Raw genomic sequence first — 15,638 nt, forward strand, 5'->3', positions numbered from 1 at the left:
CCCACTATCCCCGCATCCCTACACGTCTAGGCCGTGCGCAGGAAACGGTCCAGGACGCGGACGCCGAAGTGGAGCGCCTCGACCGGGACGCGCTCGTCGACGCCGTGGAAGAGGGCCTGGTAATCGAGACCCTCCGGGAGCTTCAGCGGCGTGAATCCGTAGCCGGTGATGCCGAGGCGCGAGAACTGCTTGGCGTCCGTGCCGCCCGACATGCAGTACGGCACCACATGCCCCTCGGGCGCGAACTCCTCGACGGCGGCGCGCATCCTCGCGTACGTCGCCGACTCCAGCGGCGCCTGCAGGGCCACCTCGCGGTGCTCGAACTCCCACTCCACGTCCGGTCCGGTGAGCCGGTCGAGGGTGGCGCGGAACTCGTCCTCGTGTTCGTACAGATACCGGCCGTCGACGTGCGCGACGGCCTCCCCCGGAATCACGTTGATCTTGTAACCGGCGCTGAGCATGGTCGGGTTGGCGCTGTTGCGCACGGTCGACTCGACGAGTGTGGCGGCGGGGCCGAGCTTGGCCAGCAGGCCGTCGACGTCCTCGAAGTCGGCGTCGACGCCGTACACGGCGGCGAGTTCGGTGAGCGCCGCGCGCACGGTCGGAGTGAGCCGCAGCGGCCACTCGTGCGCGCCGATCCGCGCGACCGCTTCGGCCAGCCGCGTCACCGCGTTGCTCCGGTTCACCTTGGAGCCGTGTCCCGCCCGGCCGCGCGCGGTGAGCTTGAGCCAGCCGGTGCCGCGCTCGCCCGCCGCGATCGGGTACAGCTCGCGCCCGCTGCCGTCGTGGAAGGTGAACGCCCCGGACTCGCTGACGCCTTCGGTGCACCCCTCGAAGAGCCCCGGGTGATGGTCGGCGAGGAAACCCGAGCCGTCCACGGCGCTCGCCTCCTCGTCGGCGGTGAACGCGATCACGAGGTCACGCCGGGGCCGTACGCCCGTACGCGCCCAGGACCGCACGACCGCCAGGATCATCGCGTCCATGTTCTTCATGTCGATGGCGCCGCGCCCCCAGACGACCCCGTCGCGGACCTCCCCGGAGAACGGGTGCACGCTCCAGTCCTCGGCCTGTGCGGGCACGACGTCCAGGTGACCGTGCACGAGCAGCGCGTCGGCCGAGGGGTCGGTGCCTTCGAGGCGGGCGACGACGTTCGTACGTCCCTTGGTGCGCTCGAGGAGGGTGGGTTCCAGGCCCGCCTCGGCCAGCAGGGCGGCGGCGTACTCGGCGGCCGGGCGCTCCTGGCAGTCCCCGCCGCCCCGGTTGGTGGTGTCGATGCGGATGAGGTCGGAGGTGAACCGTACGACCTCGTCCAGCGCCTGCGCGTCAGCCATACTGCTCCTCCACCGCGGCCGACACGATCGTCGTGACCGCCTTGAACGTGCGGATTCCCTCGTACATGGTGCCGCTGGTGTACGCCACCTTCCGCTCCCCGACACGCTCGACGCCCGGCACCACGGTCGCCGCCATCGACAGGTGCTCGGCGTCGAACTCCAGCATCACGGTGAACGGGCCGCCCACGAACGGTTCCTGACGGACCGCCAGGGACGCTGCCTCCTTGGCTGCGGCGCGGATGTCGGCGGCGGTCCTGGAGGGCGTACGGCACACGGCCGCGTACCGGGACACATGGTCCTTGACGGCGACCTTCAGTGCCCCGGGCGCGTAGCCGAGCGCGTCCTCGCAGGCCAGGTCGTCCCCGGTGACGAGCACGACGGGCACGCCGTACTCGGCGACCACATGGGAGTTGAGGAGCCCCTCACTGGCGCGTACGTCGTTCACCCACACGCCGGTGATGGAGTTCGCGAGATAGGTGTGCGCGAGGACGCCCTCCATGCCGGCGCCCGCGTGGTAACCGACGAAGGCGATCCCGTCCACGTCACCGTGCTGTACGCCTTCCACCATGGACAGCGACTTGTGCCGCCCGGTGAGCATCTCCGCTCTCTCGTCCAGCTGTTCGAGGAGCAGATTCCGCATGGTCCAGTGGGCCTCGTTGATCAGCACCTCGTCGGCGCCGCCGTCGAAGAAGCCGAGCACGGCGGCGTTGACGTCCGAGGTGAACATCGCACGGCACCGCTCCCACTGCGGTGTCCCGGGCAGCACGTCGGCGGGCCAGGTCACCCCGGTGGCGCCTTCCATGTCGGCGCTGATGAGGATCTTCATGGTGCGTCACGTTACGCATCGACACGGAAACTCGCCACGAAGAGGCGGCGACGCACGCCCTGGTGTCAGAGAGACGTCATGACGTGCTTGATCCGGGTGTAGTCCTCGAAGCCGTACGCGGAGAGGTCCTTGCCGTAGCCGGACTTCTTGAACCCGCCGTGCGGCATCTCGGCGACGAGGGCCATGTGGGTGTTGATCCACACGCAGCCGAAGTCGAGGTTCTTCGACATCCGCATCGCCCGCGCGTGGTCCTTGGTCCACACCGAGGAGGCCAGTGCGTAGTCGACGCCGTTGGCGTACTGCACGGCCTGGGCCTCCTCCGTGAACGACTGGACCGTCATGACCGGGCCGAAGACCTCGTTCTGGATGATCTCGTCGTCCTGGCGGAGGCCGGAGACCACGGTCGGGGCGTAGAAGTAGCCCTTCTCGCCGACCCGGTGGCCGCCCGCCTCGACCTTGGCGTGCTCGGGGAGGCGCTCGATGAAGCCGCTGACCTGGGCGAGCTGACCCGCGTTGTTGAGCGGTCCGTACAGCACGTCCTCGTCGTCCGGCTGCCCGGTCCTCGTGTCGGCCGCGGCCTTGGCGAGGGCGGCGACGAACTCGTCGTGGACCGACTCGTGGACCAGGACGCGGGTCGCTGCCGTGCAGTCCTGACCGGCGTTGAAGAAGCCGCCGACCACCAGGTCCTCGACCGCCTTCGCCAGGTCGGCGTCCTCGAAGACCACCGCCGGGGCCTTGCCGCCGAGCTCCAGGTGGACCCGCTTGACGTCCTTGGCCGCGCTCTGGGCGACCTGGATGCCGGCGCGTACCGAACCGGTGATGGAGGCCATCGCCGGGGTCGAGTGCTCCACCATCAGACGGCCGGTCTCACGGTCGCCGCAGACCACGTTGAAGATGCCGCGGGGCAGCGCCAGCTCCTCCAGGACACCGCCGATGATCTCGGCGATCAGCACCGTGGAGGCCGGGGTGGTGTCCGAGGGCTTGAGGACCACCGCGTTGCCCGCCGCGAGCGCCGGGGCGAACTTCCACACCGCCATCAACAGCGGGTAGTTCCACGGCGCGACCTGTGCGCACACACCGACCGGCTCGCGGCGGATGATGGACGTCATCCCCTCCATGTACTCACCGGCCGAGCGGCCCTCCAGCATCCGAGCCGCGCCGGCGAAGAAGCGGACCTGGTCGATGGCGGGGGCGAGTTCCTCGCTGCGGGTGAGGTGGAGCGGCTTGCCGGTGTCGCGGCTCTCCGCGGCGACCAGTTCGTCGGCCCGTGCCTCCATCGCGTCGGCGATCTTCAGCAGCGTGCGCTGACGCACGGACGGTGTGGTGTCGCGCCAGACGGGGAACGCCGCGGCCGCGGCCGCCATCGCCGCGTCGACGTCCGCCGCCCCCGAGAGCGGGGAGGTCGCGTAGACGTCACCGGTGGTGGGGTCCACCACATCGAGTGTGCGGCCGTCCGAGGCGTCGGCGAACGCACCGTCGATGTAGTTGCGGAACGTGGTGCTCATGGAACGTCTCTCCTGGTCAGGCGGCGGTGCGGGCGGACAGGTGCTCGTGGACGGCCGTCCAGCCGCCGTCGTCGGCACGGGCGAAGACGATGGTCTCCCGCTCGTGAACCGTCTCTTCGCCGGCGTGGGTGGCGACCCGGGTCTCGACGTCGTGGCTGAAGACGGCCGTGTCGCCGAAGGGCTGGATCAGCTGTGCGGACGAAGTGCAGCCGAGGATGCGGAAACCGTCCTGCTCCACCCACTGCTGCCAGAGCGCGCGGTACTCGGTCGTGGAGCCGAGCCGCTGCGGGGTGGTGTGGAAGACGAAGGTCGCGTCCGGGGCGAAGGCGCCGAAGTAGTCCTCGAGGCGGCCCTCGGCGAAGGCGGCGACGAGCGCGTCCGCGGCGGCCCGGACTTCCTGGACGGTGGTGGTACTCATGCACGGCTCCTGGTCGTGGATGAACGCGCGGCGTTCGGCTTCGGGGGGCGAGGGCTCAGTGGACCGCGGCGGGTTCGGTGACGGTCTCGTCGGTGCCGCCGGTGATGGGCGGCACGGGGGCGTCCGAGGCCCGGACGAAGCGGGGTCCGGCCGGTCCGTACACGGCGCGCGGCTCGGGGAACAGGGCGAGCAGGGCGAGGTAGAGCACGGTCGCGAGGCCCAGGCCGACGGGCAGCGAGATGTCCGTGCCGTTGGCCAGGTCGCCGAGCGGGCCGACGAACTGGCCGGGAAGGTTGGTGAAGAGGAGCGCCACGACGGCGGAGACGAGCCAGGTGGACATGCCGCGCCAGTTCCAGCCGTGCGTGAACCAGTAGCGGCCACCGCGCTGGCGGCGGTTGAAGACCTGCAGCGCCTCCGGGTCGTACCAGCCGCGCCGGGTGACGTAGCCGAGCGCCATGACGATCATCCACGGTGCGGTGCAGGTGATGATCAGCGTGGCGAAGGTGGAGATGGACTGCGCGAGGTTGAGCGCGAAGCGGCCGACGAAGATGAACGCGATGGACAGGGCGCCGATGAAGAAGGTGGCCTGGACGCGGCTGAAGCGCGTGAAGACGCTGGAGAAGTCGAGACCCGTGCCGTACAGGGCCGTCGTACCGGTGGAGAGGCCGCCGATCAGAGCGATCAGGCAGAGCGGCAGGAAGTACCAGCCGGGCGAGATCGCGAGCAGTCCGCCCACGTAGTTGGGGGCGGCCGGGTCGACGTACTTCGCGGCCTTCGTCGCGATGATCGACGCGGTGGCCAGGCCGAAGAGGAACGGCAGCAGGGTGGCGATCTGGGCGAGGAACGCGGCCCCCATCACCCGGCGGCGCGGGGCTCCGGCCGGGATGTAGCGGGACCAGTCGCCGAGGAACGCGCCGAAGGAGACCGGGTTGGAGAGCACGATCAGCGCGGCGCCGATGAACGACGGCCAGAACAGCGGGTCGGCGGTGGACGCGAAGGCTCCCGCGTAACCGGGGTCGAAGTCGCCCGCGAAGGCGAAGGCGCCGAGCACGAAGAGGGCCGACGCCGCCAGCACCGCGATCTTGTTGACCAGCAGCATGAACCGGAAGCCGTAGATGCAGACGGCCAAGACGAGCACGGCGAAGAGCGCGTACGCGATGCCGTAGGTGACGTCCGACTCGGGGACGTCGACGAGCCGGTGCGCACCGCCGACGAGCGCGTCCCCGGAGGACCACACCGAGATCGAGAAGAACGCGATGGCGGTGAGCAGGGAGAGGAACGAGCCGACGACCCGGCCGTGCACGCCGAGGTGCGCGGAGGAGGAGACGGCGTTGTTCGTGCCGTTGGTGGGCCCGAACAGTGCCATCGGGGCCAGCAGCAGCGCACCCGCGACGAGGCCGAGGACGGTCGCCGCCAGACCCTGCCAGAAGGAGAGGCCGAAGAGGATCGGGAAGGCGCCCAGCACACAGGTCGCGAAGGTGTTGGCGCCGCCGAAGGCGAGGCGGAACAGATCGATCGGGCGGGCCGTGCGGTCCGCGTCCGGGATCCGCTCGACACCGTAGGTCTCGATTTCGGTGATCGAGGTCGTCACGGGCGCTCCACCTTCCGTTCATGCTGGGGACGATTCCCCAGTCTGTGGCCGCGGCACGACCAGCGACAATTGTGTTCGTCACAGAGCCGTACGCTGTCTTATGTGGCCAGCAACAAACTCACCGTCGAGGATCTGCTCTCCTTCCCGGCACTCCAGCTCTCTGTGAAAGCCGGCAGCGGCGGTCTGGGCCGGTCGGTGTCCTGGGCGCACGCCAGCGAGCTCGCCGACCCGACGCCCTGGCTCCTGGGTGCCGAGGTGATCATGACGACGGGCCTGGCGATCCCCCGTACCGCGGCCGGACAGTGCGCCTATCTGGAGCGGCTGGACGACGCCGGGGTATCGGCTCTCGCGCTCTCCGCGCAGCTGCACATGCCTCCGCTGCACGACGCGTTCTTCCGGGCGGCGGAGGAGCGGGGCTTCCCGGTCCTCGAAGTGCCACTCGCCGTCCCGTTCATCGCTGTCGCCCAGGAGGTCGCGGCCTCGGCCCAGGAGGACGCCCGGCACCGGCTGGGCGCGCAGCTCCAGGTCTTCGGCTCGCTGCGCTGGCTGGTCGCCGAGGACCTGGACACGCCGACACTTCTGCGCCGCCTCGAACGCCTGTCGGGTTACGACGTCTACCTCTGCACGCCGCAGGGCCGCCCGCTCCTGCCCGGCGTTCCCACGCCGGATCCCGCCGTCCTGCCCGCTTCCGTCGACGCTCCACCGACGATCCCCGGCGGATTCGTCCTCCCGGTGCCCGCGCCCGGCGGCCCGGCGGGCTTTCTCGTCGCGTACGAACGTCAGGGCGCCCAGCCCGGAGGGCTCGCCGTCGCCCAGCACATCGCCACCGTGGCGGCGCTGCGGCTTGCGATGGTGCGCAACGAGCGCGAGACGCTGCGCCGCGAGGGCGCGGAGACGCTGGCCGAACTGCTGCAGGAGGTGCTCGACCCGGAGGCGGCGCGCCGCCGGCTCGCCCGGCACTCGATCGAGGGCGACACCGTGCTCCTCGTGGTGCGCCACACCACCGACGAGGCGCTGCTGCGCTGCCTGGAGGACCATCCCCATCTGCTGCTCACCTGGGGCGAGGACCGCTACGTCCTGGGATCGCCAGAGCTGGCGGTGGCCGTCGGTGAGCTGCCGGCCGTGGCCGCCGGGATGAGCCGCCCCTTCTCGCCGGGCGCCGCGCTGAAGGTCGCCCAGCGCGAGGCGCTCTGGGCGGTCTCCAAGGCCGTGGAGTCGGGCCGCCCCGTCGTCCGGTACGGCGACGACTCGACGGGCCGGTGGCTGCCCGACGACCCCGCTGTCCTGACGGCACTCGTCCAGCACGTGCTCGGCGAGGTGCTGCGCTACGACGAGGCCCACGACTCGCAGTTGCTGGTCTCCGCCCGCACCTGGATGGAGCGCAACCGCCGTACCGACGCGGCTGCCGCGGCGCTCCACATCCATCCGAACACCCTCGCCTACCGGCTGCGCCGCTTCGGCGCTCTCGCCAACCGTGACCTGACGTCGACGGGTGCCCTGGCCGAGGTCTGGCTGGCGATCCAGGCAGCGGGAGCGCTCGGCCTCACCGACTGATTTTCCCTGTCCCAACCCTTGACCCGCCGCGCGGGGAAGTGCACAGTCTCTCGTTAATGCGCATTAGGTAATACGCATTAACAGCGCCGCAGACAGCGCCCGATCCTGCCCCGGAGGAGAGAGATCACTGTGGAACCCAGGAAGCGGCCCGGACGTACACCCGCTCCGGCCGGGCGTACGTCAAGGCCCCGGCAGGCCGAGGTGGCCCGGCTCGCGGGGGTGTCCCAGGCGACCGTGTCCCTGGTGCTTTCGGCCAGGCCCGACGGCAAGGGACCCGTCATCTCCGAGGAGACCCGCCAACGGGTCCTGGAGGCGGCCCGCAGCCTCGGCTACGTTCCCGACCCGGCCGCCCGGCGGCTGGCCGCCGCCCGCAACAACCTCCTCGGCGTCTTCAGCTTCACCGCCACGTTCCCGACCGATGTGCAGCACTCGTACTACCCCTTCCTGGTCGGCGTGGAGCGAGAGGCGGCGGCGCTCGGCTACGACCTGGTGCTGTTCACCGGGTCGAGCACCGGCGGCGCGGGGGCCGCGGGTCCCGAAGCGCTGAGCCGGGTCCGGCTCGCCGACGGCTGCCTCTTCCTCGGCCGTCACACACCCCGGGCGGAGCTGAAGCGGCTGGTCGAGGACGGCTTCCCCGTCGTACACCTGGGCCGCCGCGAGGAGCTGGAGGGCGTGGCATGGGTGGGCGCGGACTATGTCGCGGCCACGCGTGAAGTCGTGGGCCATCTGGCCGGGTTGGGGCACCGGCGGATCGTCCTGGTCCGCGAGGACGACGACGCGCCCGCCTCGGCGGACCGTCAGCGCGGCTTCCTGGAAGGGCTGGCAGCGGCAGGTCTGCCCTGCGGGCCCACGACCGTCTTCCGGTCCGCGGATCCGCAGCGGGAGCTCACGCCCGAACGGCTGCGTGCCTGGGCCGATGAAGGGGTGACGGCCTTCGTCGCGGAGGAGACCGACACCGGGGCGGCCTGGCGAGGCCTGCTCTCCGCCGTGCGCGAGGCGGGCCTCGACTGCCCCACGGAGGTGTCTCTCGCCCTGCTCGGCAGCCCGCCCGCCGACCTGGCGGGGGAACCCGAACCCACCGGATTCGACATCCCCCGGCCGCAGTTGGGCGCCGCGGCCGTACGTCTGCTGGCCGCGCTCGTCGCGGGCGAGGAGGCGCGGGAGCCGCTCGTCAGCTGTGTCTTCCGCCCGGGTCTGACGGCGGGACCGCCTCGCGCCCGTTCCTGAGCACTGTCCCTACAGGACCCCAAGAACCGGAACCGACAGCTAGGAGAAGCGTGATACCCGAAGCCGACATCCTCGTCGTGGGCGGCGGCCTTGGCGGCGTGGCCGCCGCACTCGCCGCCTGCCGGGCAGGACGCAGCGTCGTGCTCACCGAGGAGACGGACTGGATCGGCGGCCAGCTCACCAGCCAGGCCGTACCGCCCGACGAGCACCCGTGGGTCGAGCGGTTCGGCACGACCGCCTCGTACCGCCGGCTGCGTGAGGAGATCCGGAGCTACTACCGCCACTGGTACCCGCTGCGGGCCGAGGCCCTGGCGCTCGCCGACCTCAACCCGGGAGCGGGCCGCGTCAGCAAGCTCTGCCACGAGCCGAGGGTCGCCCTCGCCGTCCTGGAGGGCATGCTCGCGCCCCACCGGGCAGCCGGGCGGCTGACCGTACTCACCGAGCACCGGCCGGTCTCCGCCGAGTCCGACAACGATGTCGTACGGTCGGTGACCCTGAAGGACCTGCGCGACGGGACGCATCGCACTCTCACCGCGCGTTACGTCCTGGACGCCACCGAGACGGGCGAACTCCTCCATCTCGCGGGCGTCGAGCACGCGAACGGGGCCGAGGCACGCGCCGAGTTCGACGAGCCACACGCCCCCGACGAGGCCCAGCCCCTCAACCAGCAGGGCATCACCGTCACCTTCGCGCTCTCCCACCACGAGGGCGAGGACCACACCATCGACCGCCCGGAGGACTTCGACTTCTGGCGCACCTACCAGCCCTCGTTCTGGCCGGGCCCGCTGCTCGGCTTCGAGGCACCCGATCCGCGCACGATGGAGCCGGTGCCGCGGACCTTCGTACCGAATCCGGCCCTCGACCCGCTCGGCGTCTCCGCCGACCAGAGCGCCGACGCCGGTGACAAGGAGCTTTGGGGCTTCCGCCGCATCCTCGCCCGCAAGCTGCACTCCCCGGGCGCCTTCGATTCCGACATCACGCTCGTCAACTGGCCGCTCAACGACTACTGGCTCAAGCCGTACATCGGACAGGAGGCCGAAGCGCTGCGCGAGGCACGTCAGTTGTCGCTGTCGCTGCTGTACTGGCTGCAGACCGAGGCGCCGCGCACGGACGGCGGCACCGGATTCCCGGGCCTGCGGATCCGCCCGGACGTGACCGGCACGGCGGACGGCCTGGCCAAGGCCGCGTACGTCCGCGAGTCCCGCCGTATCAAAGCCGTCACCACCGTCACCGAGCACGACGTGGCGATCGACCTGGTCGGCCCATACGGCGGCACCAAGCACCGGGACTCCGTCGGCGTCGGCAGCTACCGCATCGACCTGCATCCCTCGACCGGCGGCGACAACTACATCGACATCGGGTCCGTGCCGTTCGAGATCCCGCTCGGCGCGCTCGTGCCGCGCCGGGTGCGCAACCTGCTGCCCGCCGGCAAGAACATCGGCACCACGCACATCACCAACGGCTGCTACCGGCTCCACCCGGTGGAGTGGAACGTCGGCGAGGTCGCCGGTGCCCTGGCCGCGCACTGCGTCAACGAGGACGTCGAACCGCACCAGGTGCAGGCCGAGGACAAGCGGTTCGAGGAGTTCGCGCGGCTGCTCGACCGCGACGGAGTGCAACGCCACTGGCCGGACGTACGCGGCTACTGAACACACCCCGCGTGGACGGGAGTTCGGGCGGGGCGGCTCCACCCGCCCCGCCCGGTGACCGCCCGCGCGAACCGATCCAGCACAAGGAGGTGCCCGGACATGAACACACACCGCATCCGCGTCGGCATCGACGTGGGCGGAACCTTCACCGACGCCGTGGCCGTGGACGCCACGACCCTCGAACTCCTGGGGCAGGTCAAGGTCCCCACCAGCCACCATCACGAGGACGGCGTCGCACACGGCATCGTCGAGGCGCTCGACCGGCTCCTGGAGCAGACCGGCTGCGCCCCGGCCGACGTCGCCTTCCTGGCGCACGGCACGACCCAGGCTACCAACGCCCTCCTGGAGGGCGACGTGGCGACCGTCGGACTGATCGGCATCGGGACCGGCCCCGCAGCGGTGCTCACCCGCCGCCTCGCCTCGTTCGGCAAGCTCGAACTCGCCCCCGGCAAAAGGCTTCCGCTGGTCTACGCACATGTCACCGACCCTCAGGACACGGCAGCCGTCCGCAGCGCCGTCGAGCAGTTGAAGGGCGAAGGCGCCCAAGTCCTCGTCGCCAGCCAGCCGTTCAGCGTCGACCGTCCCGAGGGCGAGCAGACCGTCCTGGACGCGGCACGGCCGTACGGGCTGCCGATGACCGCCGCGCACGAGATCACCTCGCTGTACGGGCTGCACAAGCGCACCCGCACCGCCGTGGTCAACGCTGCGATCCTGCCCCGCATGCTGGCCACCGCCGACCTCGTCGACGCCTCCATCACCAAGGCCGGCGTGACCGCGCCGCTGATGGTGATGCGCTGCGACGGCGGTGTGATGGCGCTCGGCGAGATGCGCCGCCGGCCGCTCCTGACGGTTCTGTCGGGACCGGCGGCCGGAGTCGCGGGCGCCCTGATGCAGGAGCGGGTGAGCGAGGGCGTGTTCCTGGAGACCGGAGGCACCTCGACCGACATCAGCGTCGTACGCCGCGGCAAGGTCGCCGTCCGGCACGCCACCATCCTCGGCAAGACCTCGTATCTGAGCGCCCTCGACGTGCGCACCGTCGGCGTCGGCGGCGGCTCCATGGTGCGGATCGGCGAAGGCCGGGTGACGGGCGTGGGGCCGCGCAGCGCCCACATCGCGGGGCTGCCGTACGCCTGCTTCGCCTCCCCCGACCAGCTGCGCGACGCCAAGGTGGACACCGTCCGACCCATGGACGGCGACCCCGCCGACTACGCCGTGCTCGACGCGGAGGGCGGGCGGTTCGCCGTCACGATGACCTGTGCCGCCAACGCCCTCGGCCGCGTCCCGGAGGGCGACTTCGCCCGCTGCGACCCCGAGAGCGCGCGTGCCGCGATCGAGCCGCTGGCCGCCCATCTCGGCACCGATGTCGCGACCGCGGCGACGCGGATCCTCGACGCGGGCATCGCCCAGGTGAAGTCGGTGGTGGACGCCATGATCCGCGACTACCGCCTCGACAAGGACACGGCGGTCCTCGTCGGCGGGGGCGGCGGTGCCGCGTCCGTCACCCCGCACCTGGCGCACACCAGCGGGATGGAGGGCCGGATCGCCCGCCACAACGAGGTCATCAGCCCCATCGGCGTCGCCCTCGCGCTCGTACGGGAACAGGTCGAGCGGATCGTGCCCGGTGGTGCCACGCAGGAGCAGATCCTCGCCGTCCGGGCCGAGGCGGAGCGGGCGGTCGTCGCCCAGGGCGCCGCCGCCGAAGGCGTCGAGGTCGAGATCACCGTCGACCCGCAGACCAACACCGTGCGCGCGGTCGCGACCGGCGCCACCGAACTGCGCACCCAGGACCGGTCCCACCGCGCCGACGACACCGAGCGCCTGCATGCCGCGGCGGCCAGTCTCAAGACCGATCCCGCAGCCGTCCAGGTCCTCGCGGGCACCGCCGCCCACACCGTCTACGGCACCGAGACGCGCCGCCGACTGCGGCCGACCCGCCGCCCCATACGGATCGTCGACGTGGACGGCGTCGTACGCCACCACGCCGCCGACGCCCGCGTGGAGACCACCACCGTGGCCGGCGCCCCGGAGGTGCTCGCCCGGCTGGTGGGCGAGTCCACCTCGTACGGCGACGGCGGGGTGCGCGCTCCCGCCCTGCGGCTGCTGCTCGGCTCCCGCATCGCCGACCTGTCCGGCGTCCTCGATCCCCAGCCGCTGCTGGCGCTGGCCCGCAGCGAGTTGCGGGCCCGCGCCGCCGACGAGCCGGTGGTCGCGGTACTGGAGGTGCGGTCATGACGGCCACTGACCTCACCCTCCAGGAGCGGGAGTTGATGGATCCCGCGTCCGTCGACGACATCGAATGGGCCGTACGGCTGCTGGCCGCCACGCCCACTCACGAGGGCCGCGACCGCGAACTGCTGCGCCAATGGGCCCGCAAGGCCGACGAGTTCGGGTCCCGACTCGCCCCCGTCCCGTCCACGGCCCGCGTCGTCGAGCGGGACGGCGGCCTGGATCGGATGCTGCTCGCCCGCTACACCTCACGGCCCCCGACGGTCGAGCTCTACACCGACACGCTCGCCCTCGCCGAGGAGTTGGTGGACGCACGCGGCTGGCGCGGCTGGTACCCGTTGGGCTCGGTGCGCGCCGCCGCCCTGGCCCATGAGGCCGTGCACGCCCACTTCCACCACGGCCCGGCGAAGGCCGCGCTCAAGCAGGCGCTCGACCACACCGTGCTGCGCCTCGGACGCCACCGCGTGACCGGTCATGTCGCCGGTGCCGAGGAGGTCGCAGCGCACGCCTACGCCCGAACCGTCTGCGGACTCGGCCGCAGCCCCCTGCTCCTCACCGCCGCGCTCCGTGCGGCGCTCACCCGGCCCGGAAGAGAGAAGTGACCCATGGGTGTCGTCATCCTTCTCGTCATGGCGGCCGGTGTCGCCCTGATGCTCACCCGCAGACTGCCCACCGCCTTCGCCCTTGCCCTGCTCGCCGTCGCCATCGCCTTTCTCGCCGGGGCACCGCTCACCGGCAAGAACAGCGTGCTGGACACCGTCCTCCAGGAAGGCGCGCCCACCCTGGCCGCCACCATGATCGCGATCATTCTGGGCTCCTGGCTGGGCAAACTCCTCGACGAGACCGGCATCGCGGGCACCCTCGTCCGCAAGATCGTCGAGTTCGGCGGTGACCGCCCGACCGTCGTGGCCCTCGGTGTCCTCGCCGTGTCCGCACTCGTCGGTACGGTGACCGGCTCGGCACCCGCCGCCATGCTCGCCGGCATCATCGGCATCCCCGCCATGATCGCCGTCGGCGTGCCCAAGGTGACCGCCGCGGGCACGGTACTGATGGGCATCGCCGTGGGCATCCCCTTCGAGCTGCCGCTGTGGCAGTTCTTCTCCACCGCGCTGGAACTGCCGATCCCGACCGTGCGCGGCTTCATGGTGAAACTCTTCCCGTTCGCCCTGGCCGCCGCTCTCGCGTTCGTCCTCGTCGAGACGCGAAGGCGGGGCACCGAGCACGCCTGGTCGCTCAAGTCCGTTGACGCGAAGCCTCGTTCACGACGCGAGGAGCTGGGCGACGCGCCCTGGTACGCATTGCTCGCCCCCGCCGTGCCGCTCGTTCTCGCCCTGGGCTTCGAACTCGCCATCATTCCCTCGCTGTTGGCGGGCGTCCTGTACGCGCTGGTCACCACGACCCGGCCCGGCGCGATGAACAAGCGGCTACTGCGCACCCTGTACGGCGGTTTCGAGGTGGCCGCCCCGCCGCTCGTCCTGTTCATCGCCATCGGCATCCTGCTCGCGGCCGTGAAACTGCCCGGCGCCGTCGACGCACTCGAACCGCTCGTCAAGGCCGTCAGCCCGCACAACCCCGTGGTGTTCGTCCTCGTCTTCACGCTCCTCGTCCCGCTGTGCCTCTACCGCGGCCCCCTCAACGTGTTCGGGCTCGGCGCGGGCATCGCCGGCGTCCTCATCGCCACCGGCATCTACCCCGCGGTCGCCGTCCTCGGCATGGCCACCTCGTACAACCAGGTGTTCGGCGTCGCCGACCCCACCAGCACACAGACCGTGTGGAGTGCCCAGTACGCGGGCGTCACTCCCCAACAGGTCATGGTGCGCACCCTGCCGTACGTCTGGGCGGTCGCCCTCGGCGGCCTGTGCGTCACCGCCGCCACCTACCTCTGAGCCGCACACCTTCTGGCATTGGAGACCACCATGCACGAGCAGCACCTCGACCGGCGTCTCTTCCTGCGAGCCACCGCCGCCACCGGAGCCGCCCTCACCGTCGGCACGGCCCTGGGCGCCCAGTCCGCGGCCGCGGCACCCGGCGGATTCCCCGACTACGCCTACGTCCGCACGCTTCTGACGCCGTCTCAGCTGAAGTACAACCCGACCGGCGAGATCATCTTCCCCTGCATCAGAGGCGTCTACGACAAACTGAGCGCCCCACTCGGCCGCTACTACCTGTACTACGCGCCGCACGACACGCCAGGTGGGATCTGCCTGGCCTACGGCAACTCGCTGGAAGGGCCGTTCACCGAGTACCCGTCGAACCCGATCGTCTCCAACAAGTGGTCCCCGCACTACTCCGTCAGCCATGTCTCCTCCCCCCACGTGCTGTGGAACGAGGACGCCAAGGAGTTCTGGCTGTACTTCCACGGCGAGAACACCACGACGCGCCTCGCCCGCTCGGCCGACGGGATCCACTTCACGTACGACAAGGTCGTCCTGTCGGCGTCCATGCTCCCGGCAGGAACCAACGAGACGTCGTACGCCCGGGTCTTCCGCCACGACCTGCCCTCGCGCGGCGCCCGCTACGTGATGGTCTTCATGCTGAACAACACCACCAACCACCGTGACATCCACTGGGGTTGGTCCGCCGACGGCCGCACCTGGACCTACGACCAGACGCCGCTGATCCGGCACGGGGACGTCGGCGCCGTCAACGTCGGCGGCCCGCACCTTCTCTACCGCAACGGCAGCACCTACGTCGTCTACAACAAGGACAAGGAGAGCGGCGGCGACATCATGATCACCGAGGTCGGCAACGACTTCAGCAAGCGCAGCCACCTCGGCGTCTTCTACAACTCCCGCAGCACGGCTCCGGAGAACGGGCGCTCCGCGGCACCCACCTTCGGTACCGACGGCGGCGTCCCGTACATGATCTACGAGGCGGGAGAGCGGCTCGCGGGGGCCATCGCGGTCGCCCGAGGCTGACTCGACAGGTCCCTCCCCGCCGACGTCCGGAACTCGTCGGCGGGGAGGGACCCGCCGCCTCACCGCGCCACCGCCTCCAACCAGAACGCCTTGCCCTTCGAGGTGTTCTCGGACAGGTCGATCGGCAGTCCCCCGGTGCGCAGCAGCTCGCCGGTGAACTCGCCTTTCGCGGTGCGGGCCTAGCTGGCGTCGTTGGTGCGTTGCGCGCGGTCCTCGTTGCCTCACCAGGTGAAGGTGAGCGTCGCTTTCCCGCTCGCTTCCGTGCTCGGCCCGTTGTCGCTGGAGCAGCCGGTGAGTCCCGCGAGGAGTAAATGCTTTGAGGGACCTGAGGTGCGTCTACGACGGTCGGTACAGGTGAACTGCCGGGTACCGCAAGGGACTCCGGGAGCCTCG

12 protein-coding genes are annotated in these 15,638 nt (G+C 71.0%); 7 read left to right on the top strand and 5 right to left on the bottom strand.

Annotation, left to right across the window (positions count from 1 at the left end; all coding sequences use genetic code 11):
• Window positions 1-26: 26 nt before the first annotated feature.
• The 5 genes from OG266_RS08290 to OG266_RS08310 form a co-directional block, all read right to left on the bottom strand.
• Window positions 27-1,331 (bottom strand): M20/M25/M40 family metallo-hydrolase, encoded by a 1,305-nt coding sequence (locus OG266_RS08290; protein WP_371544131.1) that lies wholly within the window; start codon window positions 1,329-1,331, stop codon window positions 27-29.
• Window positions 1,324-2,157 (bottom strand): M55 family metallopeptidase, encoded by an 834-nt coding sequence (locus OG266_RS08295; RefSeq protein ID WP_371544132.1) that lies wholly within the window; start codon window positions 2,155-2,157, stop codon window positions 1,324-1,326. Before OG266_RS08295 ends, OG266_RS08290 begins: the two co-directional genes overlap by 8 nt.
• Window positions 2,158-2,222: 65 nt before the next feature.
• The gene (locus tag OG266_RS08300) at window positions 2,223-3,662 is read right to left on the bottom strand and encodes a gamma-aminobutyraldehyde dehydrogenase (RefSeq protein WP_371544133.1); all 1,440 of its coding nucleotides are present in this window, start codon (window positions 3,660-3,662) and stop codon (window positions 2,223-2,225) included.
• Between the two features lie 16 nt (window positions 3,663-3,678).
• Window positions 3,679-4,080, bottom strand: coding sequence for a nuclear transport factor 2 family protein (locus OG266_RS08305; RefSeq protein ID WP_371544134.1), 402 nt, complete (start codon window positions 4,078-4,080; stop codon window positions 3,679-3,681).
• Window positions 4,081-4,135: 55 nt separating this feature from the next.
• On the bottom strand, window positions 4,136-5,671 hold the full coding sequence (locus OG266_RS08310; RefSeq protein WP_371544136.1) for a cytosine permease: 1,536 nt from the start codon (window positions 5,669-5,671) through the stop codon (window positions 4,136-4,138).
• A 102-nt stretch (window positions 5,672-5,773) separates the two neighbouring features.
• On the opposite strand from OG266_RS08310, the gene OG266_RS08315 reads away from it, so the two are divergent.
• The 7 genes from OG266_RS08315 (at window position 5,774) to OG266_RS08345 (ending at window position 15,245) form a co-directional block, all read left to right on the top strand.
• Window positions 5,774-7,225: a PucR family transcriptional regulator gene (locus OG266_RS08315; RefSeq protein WP_371544137.1), complete on the top strand. Its 1,452-nt coding sequence runs from the start codon at window positions 5,774-5,776 to the stop codon at window positions 7,223-7,225.
• 201 nt (window positions 7,226-7,426) lie between these two features.
• On the top strand, window positions 7,427-8,452 hold the full coding sequence (locus OG266_RS08320; RefSeq protein WP_371552694.1) for a LacI family DNA-binding transcriptional regulator: 1,026 nt from the start codon (window positions 7,427-7,429) through the stop codon (window positions 8,450-8,452).
• Between the two features lie 50 nt (window positions 8,453-8,502).
• Window positions 8,503-10,101 carry an FAD-dependent oxidoreductase gene (locus OG266_RS08325; RefSeq protein ID WP_371544138.1) on the top strand — a complete coding sequence of 533 codons (1,599 nt, stop codon included), beginning with the start codon at window positions 8,503-8,505 and terminating at the stop codon, window positions 10,099-10,101.
• A gap of 99 nt (window positions 10,102-10,200) precedes the next feature.
• Window positions 10,201-12,333, top strand: a complete 2,133-nt coding sequence (locus OG266_RS08330; RefSeq protein ID WP_371544140.1) for a hydantoinase/oxoprolinase family protein — start codon at window positions 10,201-10,203, stop codon at window positions 12,331-12,333.
• Complete coding sequence (locus OG266_RS08335) at window positions 12,330-12,929, top strand: hypothetical protein (RefSeq protein ID WP_371544142.1); 600 nt, start codon at window positions 12,330-12,332, stop codon at window positions 12,927-12,929. The genes OG266_RS08330 and OG266_RS08335 overlap by 4 nt, the downstream gene beginning before the upstream one ends.
• 3 nt (window positions 12,930-12,932) lie before the next feature.
• Window positions 12,933-14,213: a TRAP transporter large permease subunit gene (locus OG266_RS08340; RefSeq protein WP_371544143.1), complete on the top strand. Its 1,281-nt coding sequence runs from the start codon at window positions 12,933-12,935 to the stop codon at window positions 14,211-14,213.
• Window positions 14,214-14,243: 30 nt separating this feature from the next.
• Window positions 14,244-15,245, top strand: coding sequence for a hypothetical protein (locus tag OG266_RS08345; protein ID WP_371544145.1), 1,002 nt, complete (start codon window positions 14,244-14,246; stop codon window positions 15,243-15,245).
• Window positions 15,246-15,638 lie beyond the last annotated feature (393 nt).

Source organism: Streptomyces sp. NBC_00554 (genome assembly GCF_041431135.1).
Classification (GTDB): Bacteria; Actinomycetota; Actinomycetes; order Streptomycetales; family Streptomycetaceae; genus Streptomyces.

What these genes read in the sequence shown, in the direction of transcription:
- OG266_RS08290 (WP_371544131.1), bottom strand. Translation starts at nt 1,331, where the DNA reads ATGGCTGACGCGCAGGCGCTGGACGAGGTCGTACGGTTCACCTCCGAC.
- OG266_RS08295 (WP_371544132.1), bottom strand. Translation starts at nt 2,157, where the DNA reads ATGAAGATCCTCATCAGCGCCGACATGGAAGGCGCCACCGGGGTGACC.
- OG266_RS08300 (WP_371544133.1), bottom strand. Translation starts at nt 3,662, where the DNA reads ATGAGCACCACGTTCCGCAACTACATCGACGGTGCGTTCGCCGACGCC.
- OG266_RS08305 (WP_371544134.1), bottom strand. Translation starts at nt 4,080, where the DNA reads ATGAGTACCACCACCGTCCAGGAAGTCCGGGCCGCCGCGGACGCGCTC.
- OG266_RS08330 (WP_371544140.1), top strand. Translation starts at nt 10,201, where the DNA reads ATGAACACACACCGCATCCGCGTCGGCATCGACGTGGGCGGAACCTTC.
- OG266_RS08335 (WP_371544142.1), top strand. Translation starts at nt 12,330, where the DNA reads ATGACGGCCACTGACCTCACCCTCCAGGAGCGGGAGTTGATGGATCCC.
- OG266_RS08340 (WP_371544143.1), top strand. Translation starts at nt 12,933, where the DNA reads ATGGGTGTCGTCATCCTTCTCGTCATGGCGGCCGGTGTCGCCCTGATG.
- OG266_RS08345 (WP_371544145.1), top strand. Translation starts at nt 14,244, where the DNA reads ATGCACGAGCAGCACCTCGACCGGCGTCTCTTCCTGCGAGCCACCGCC.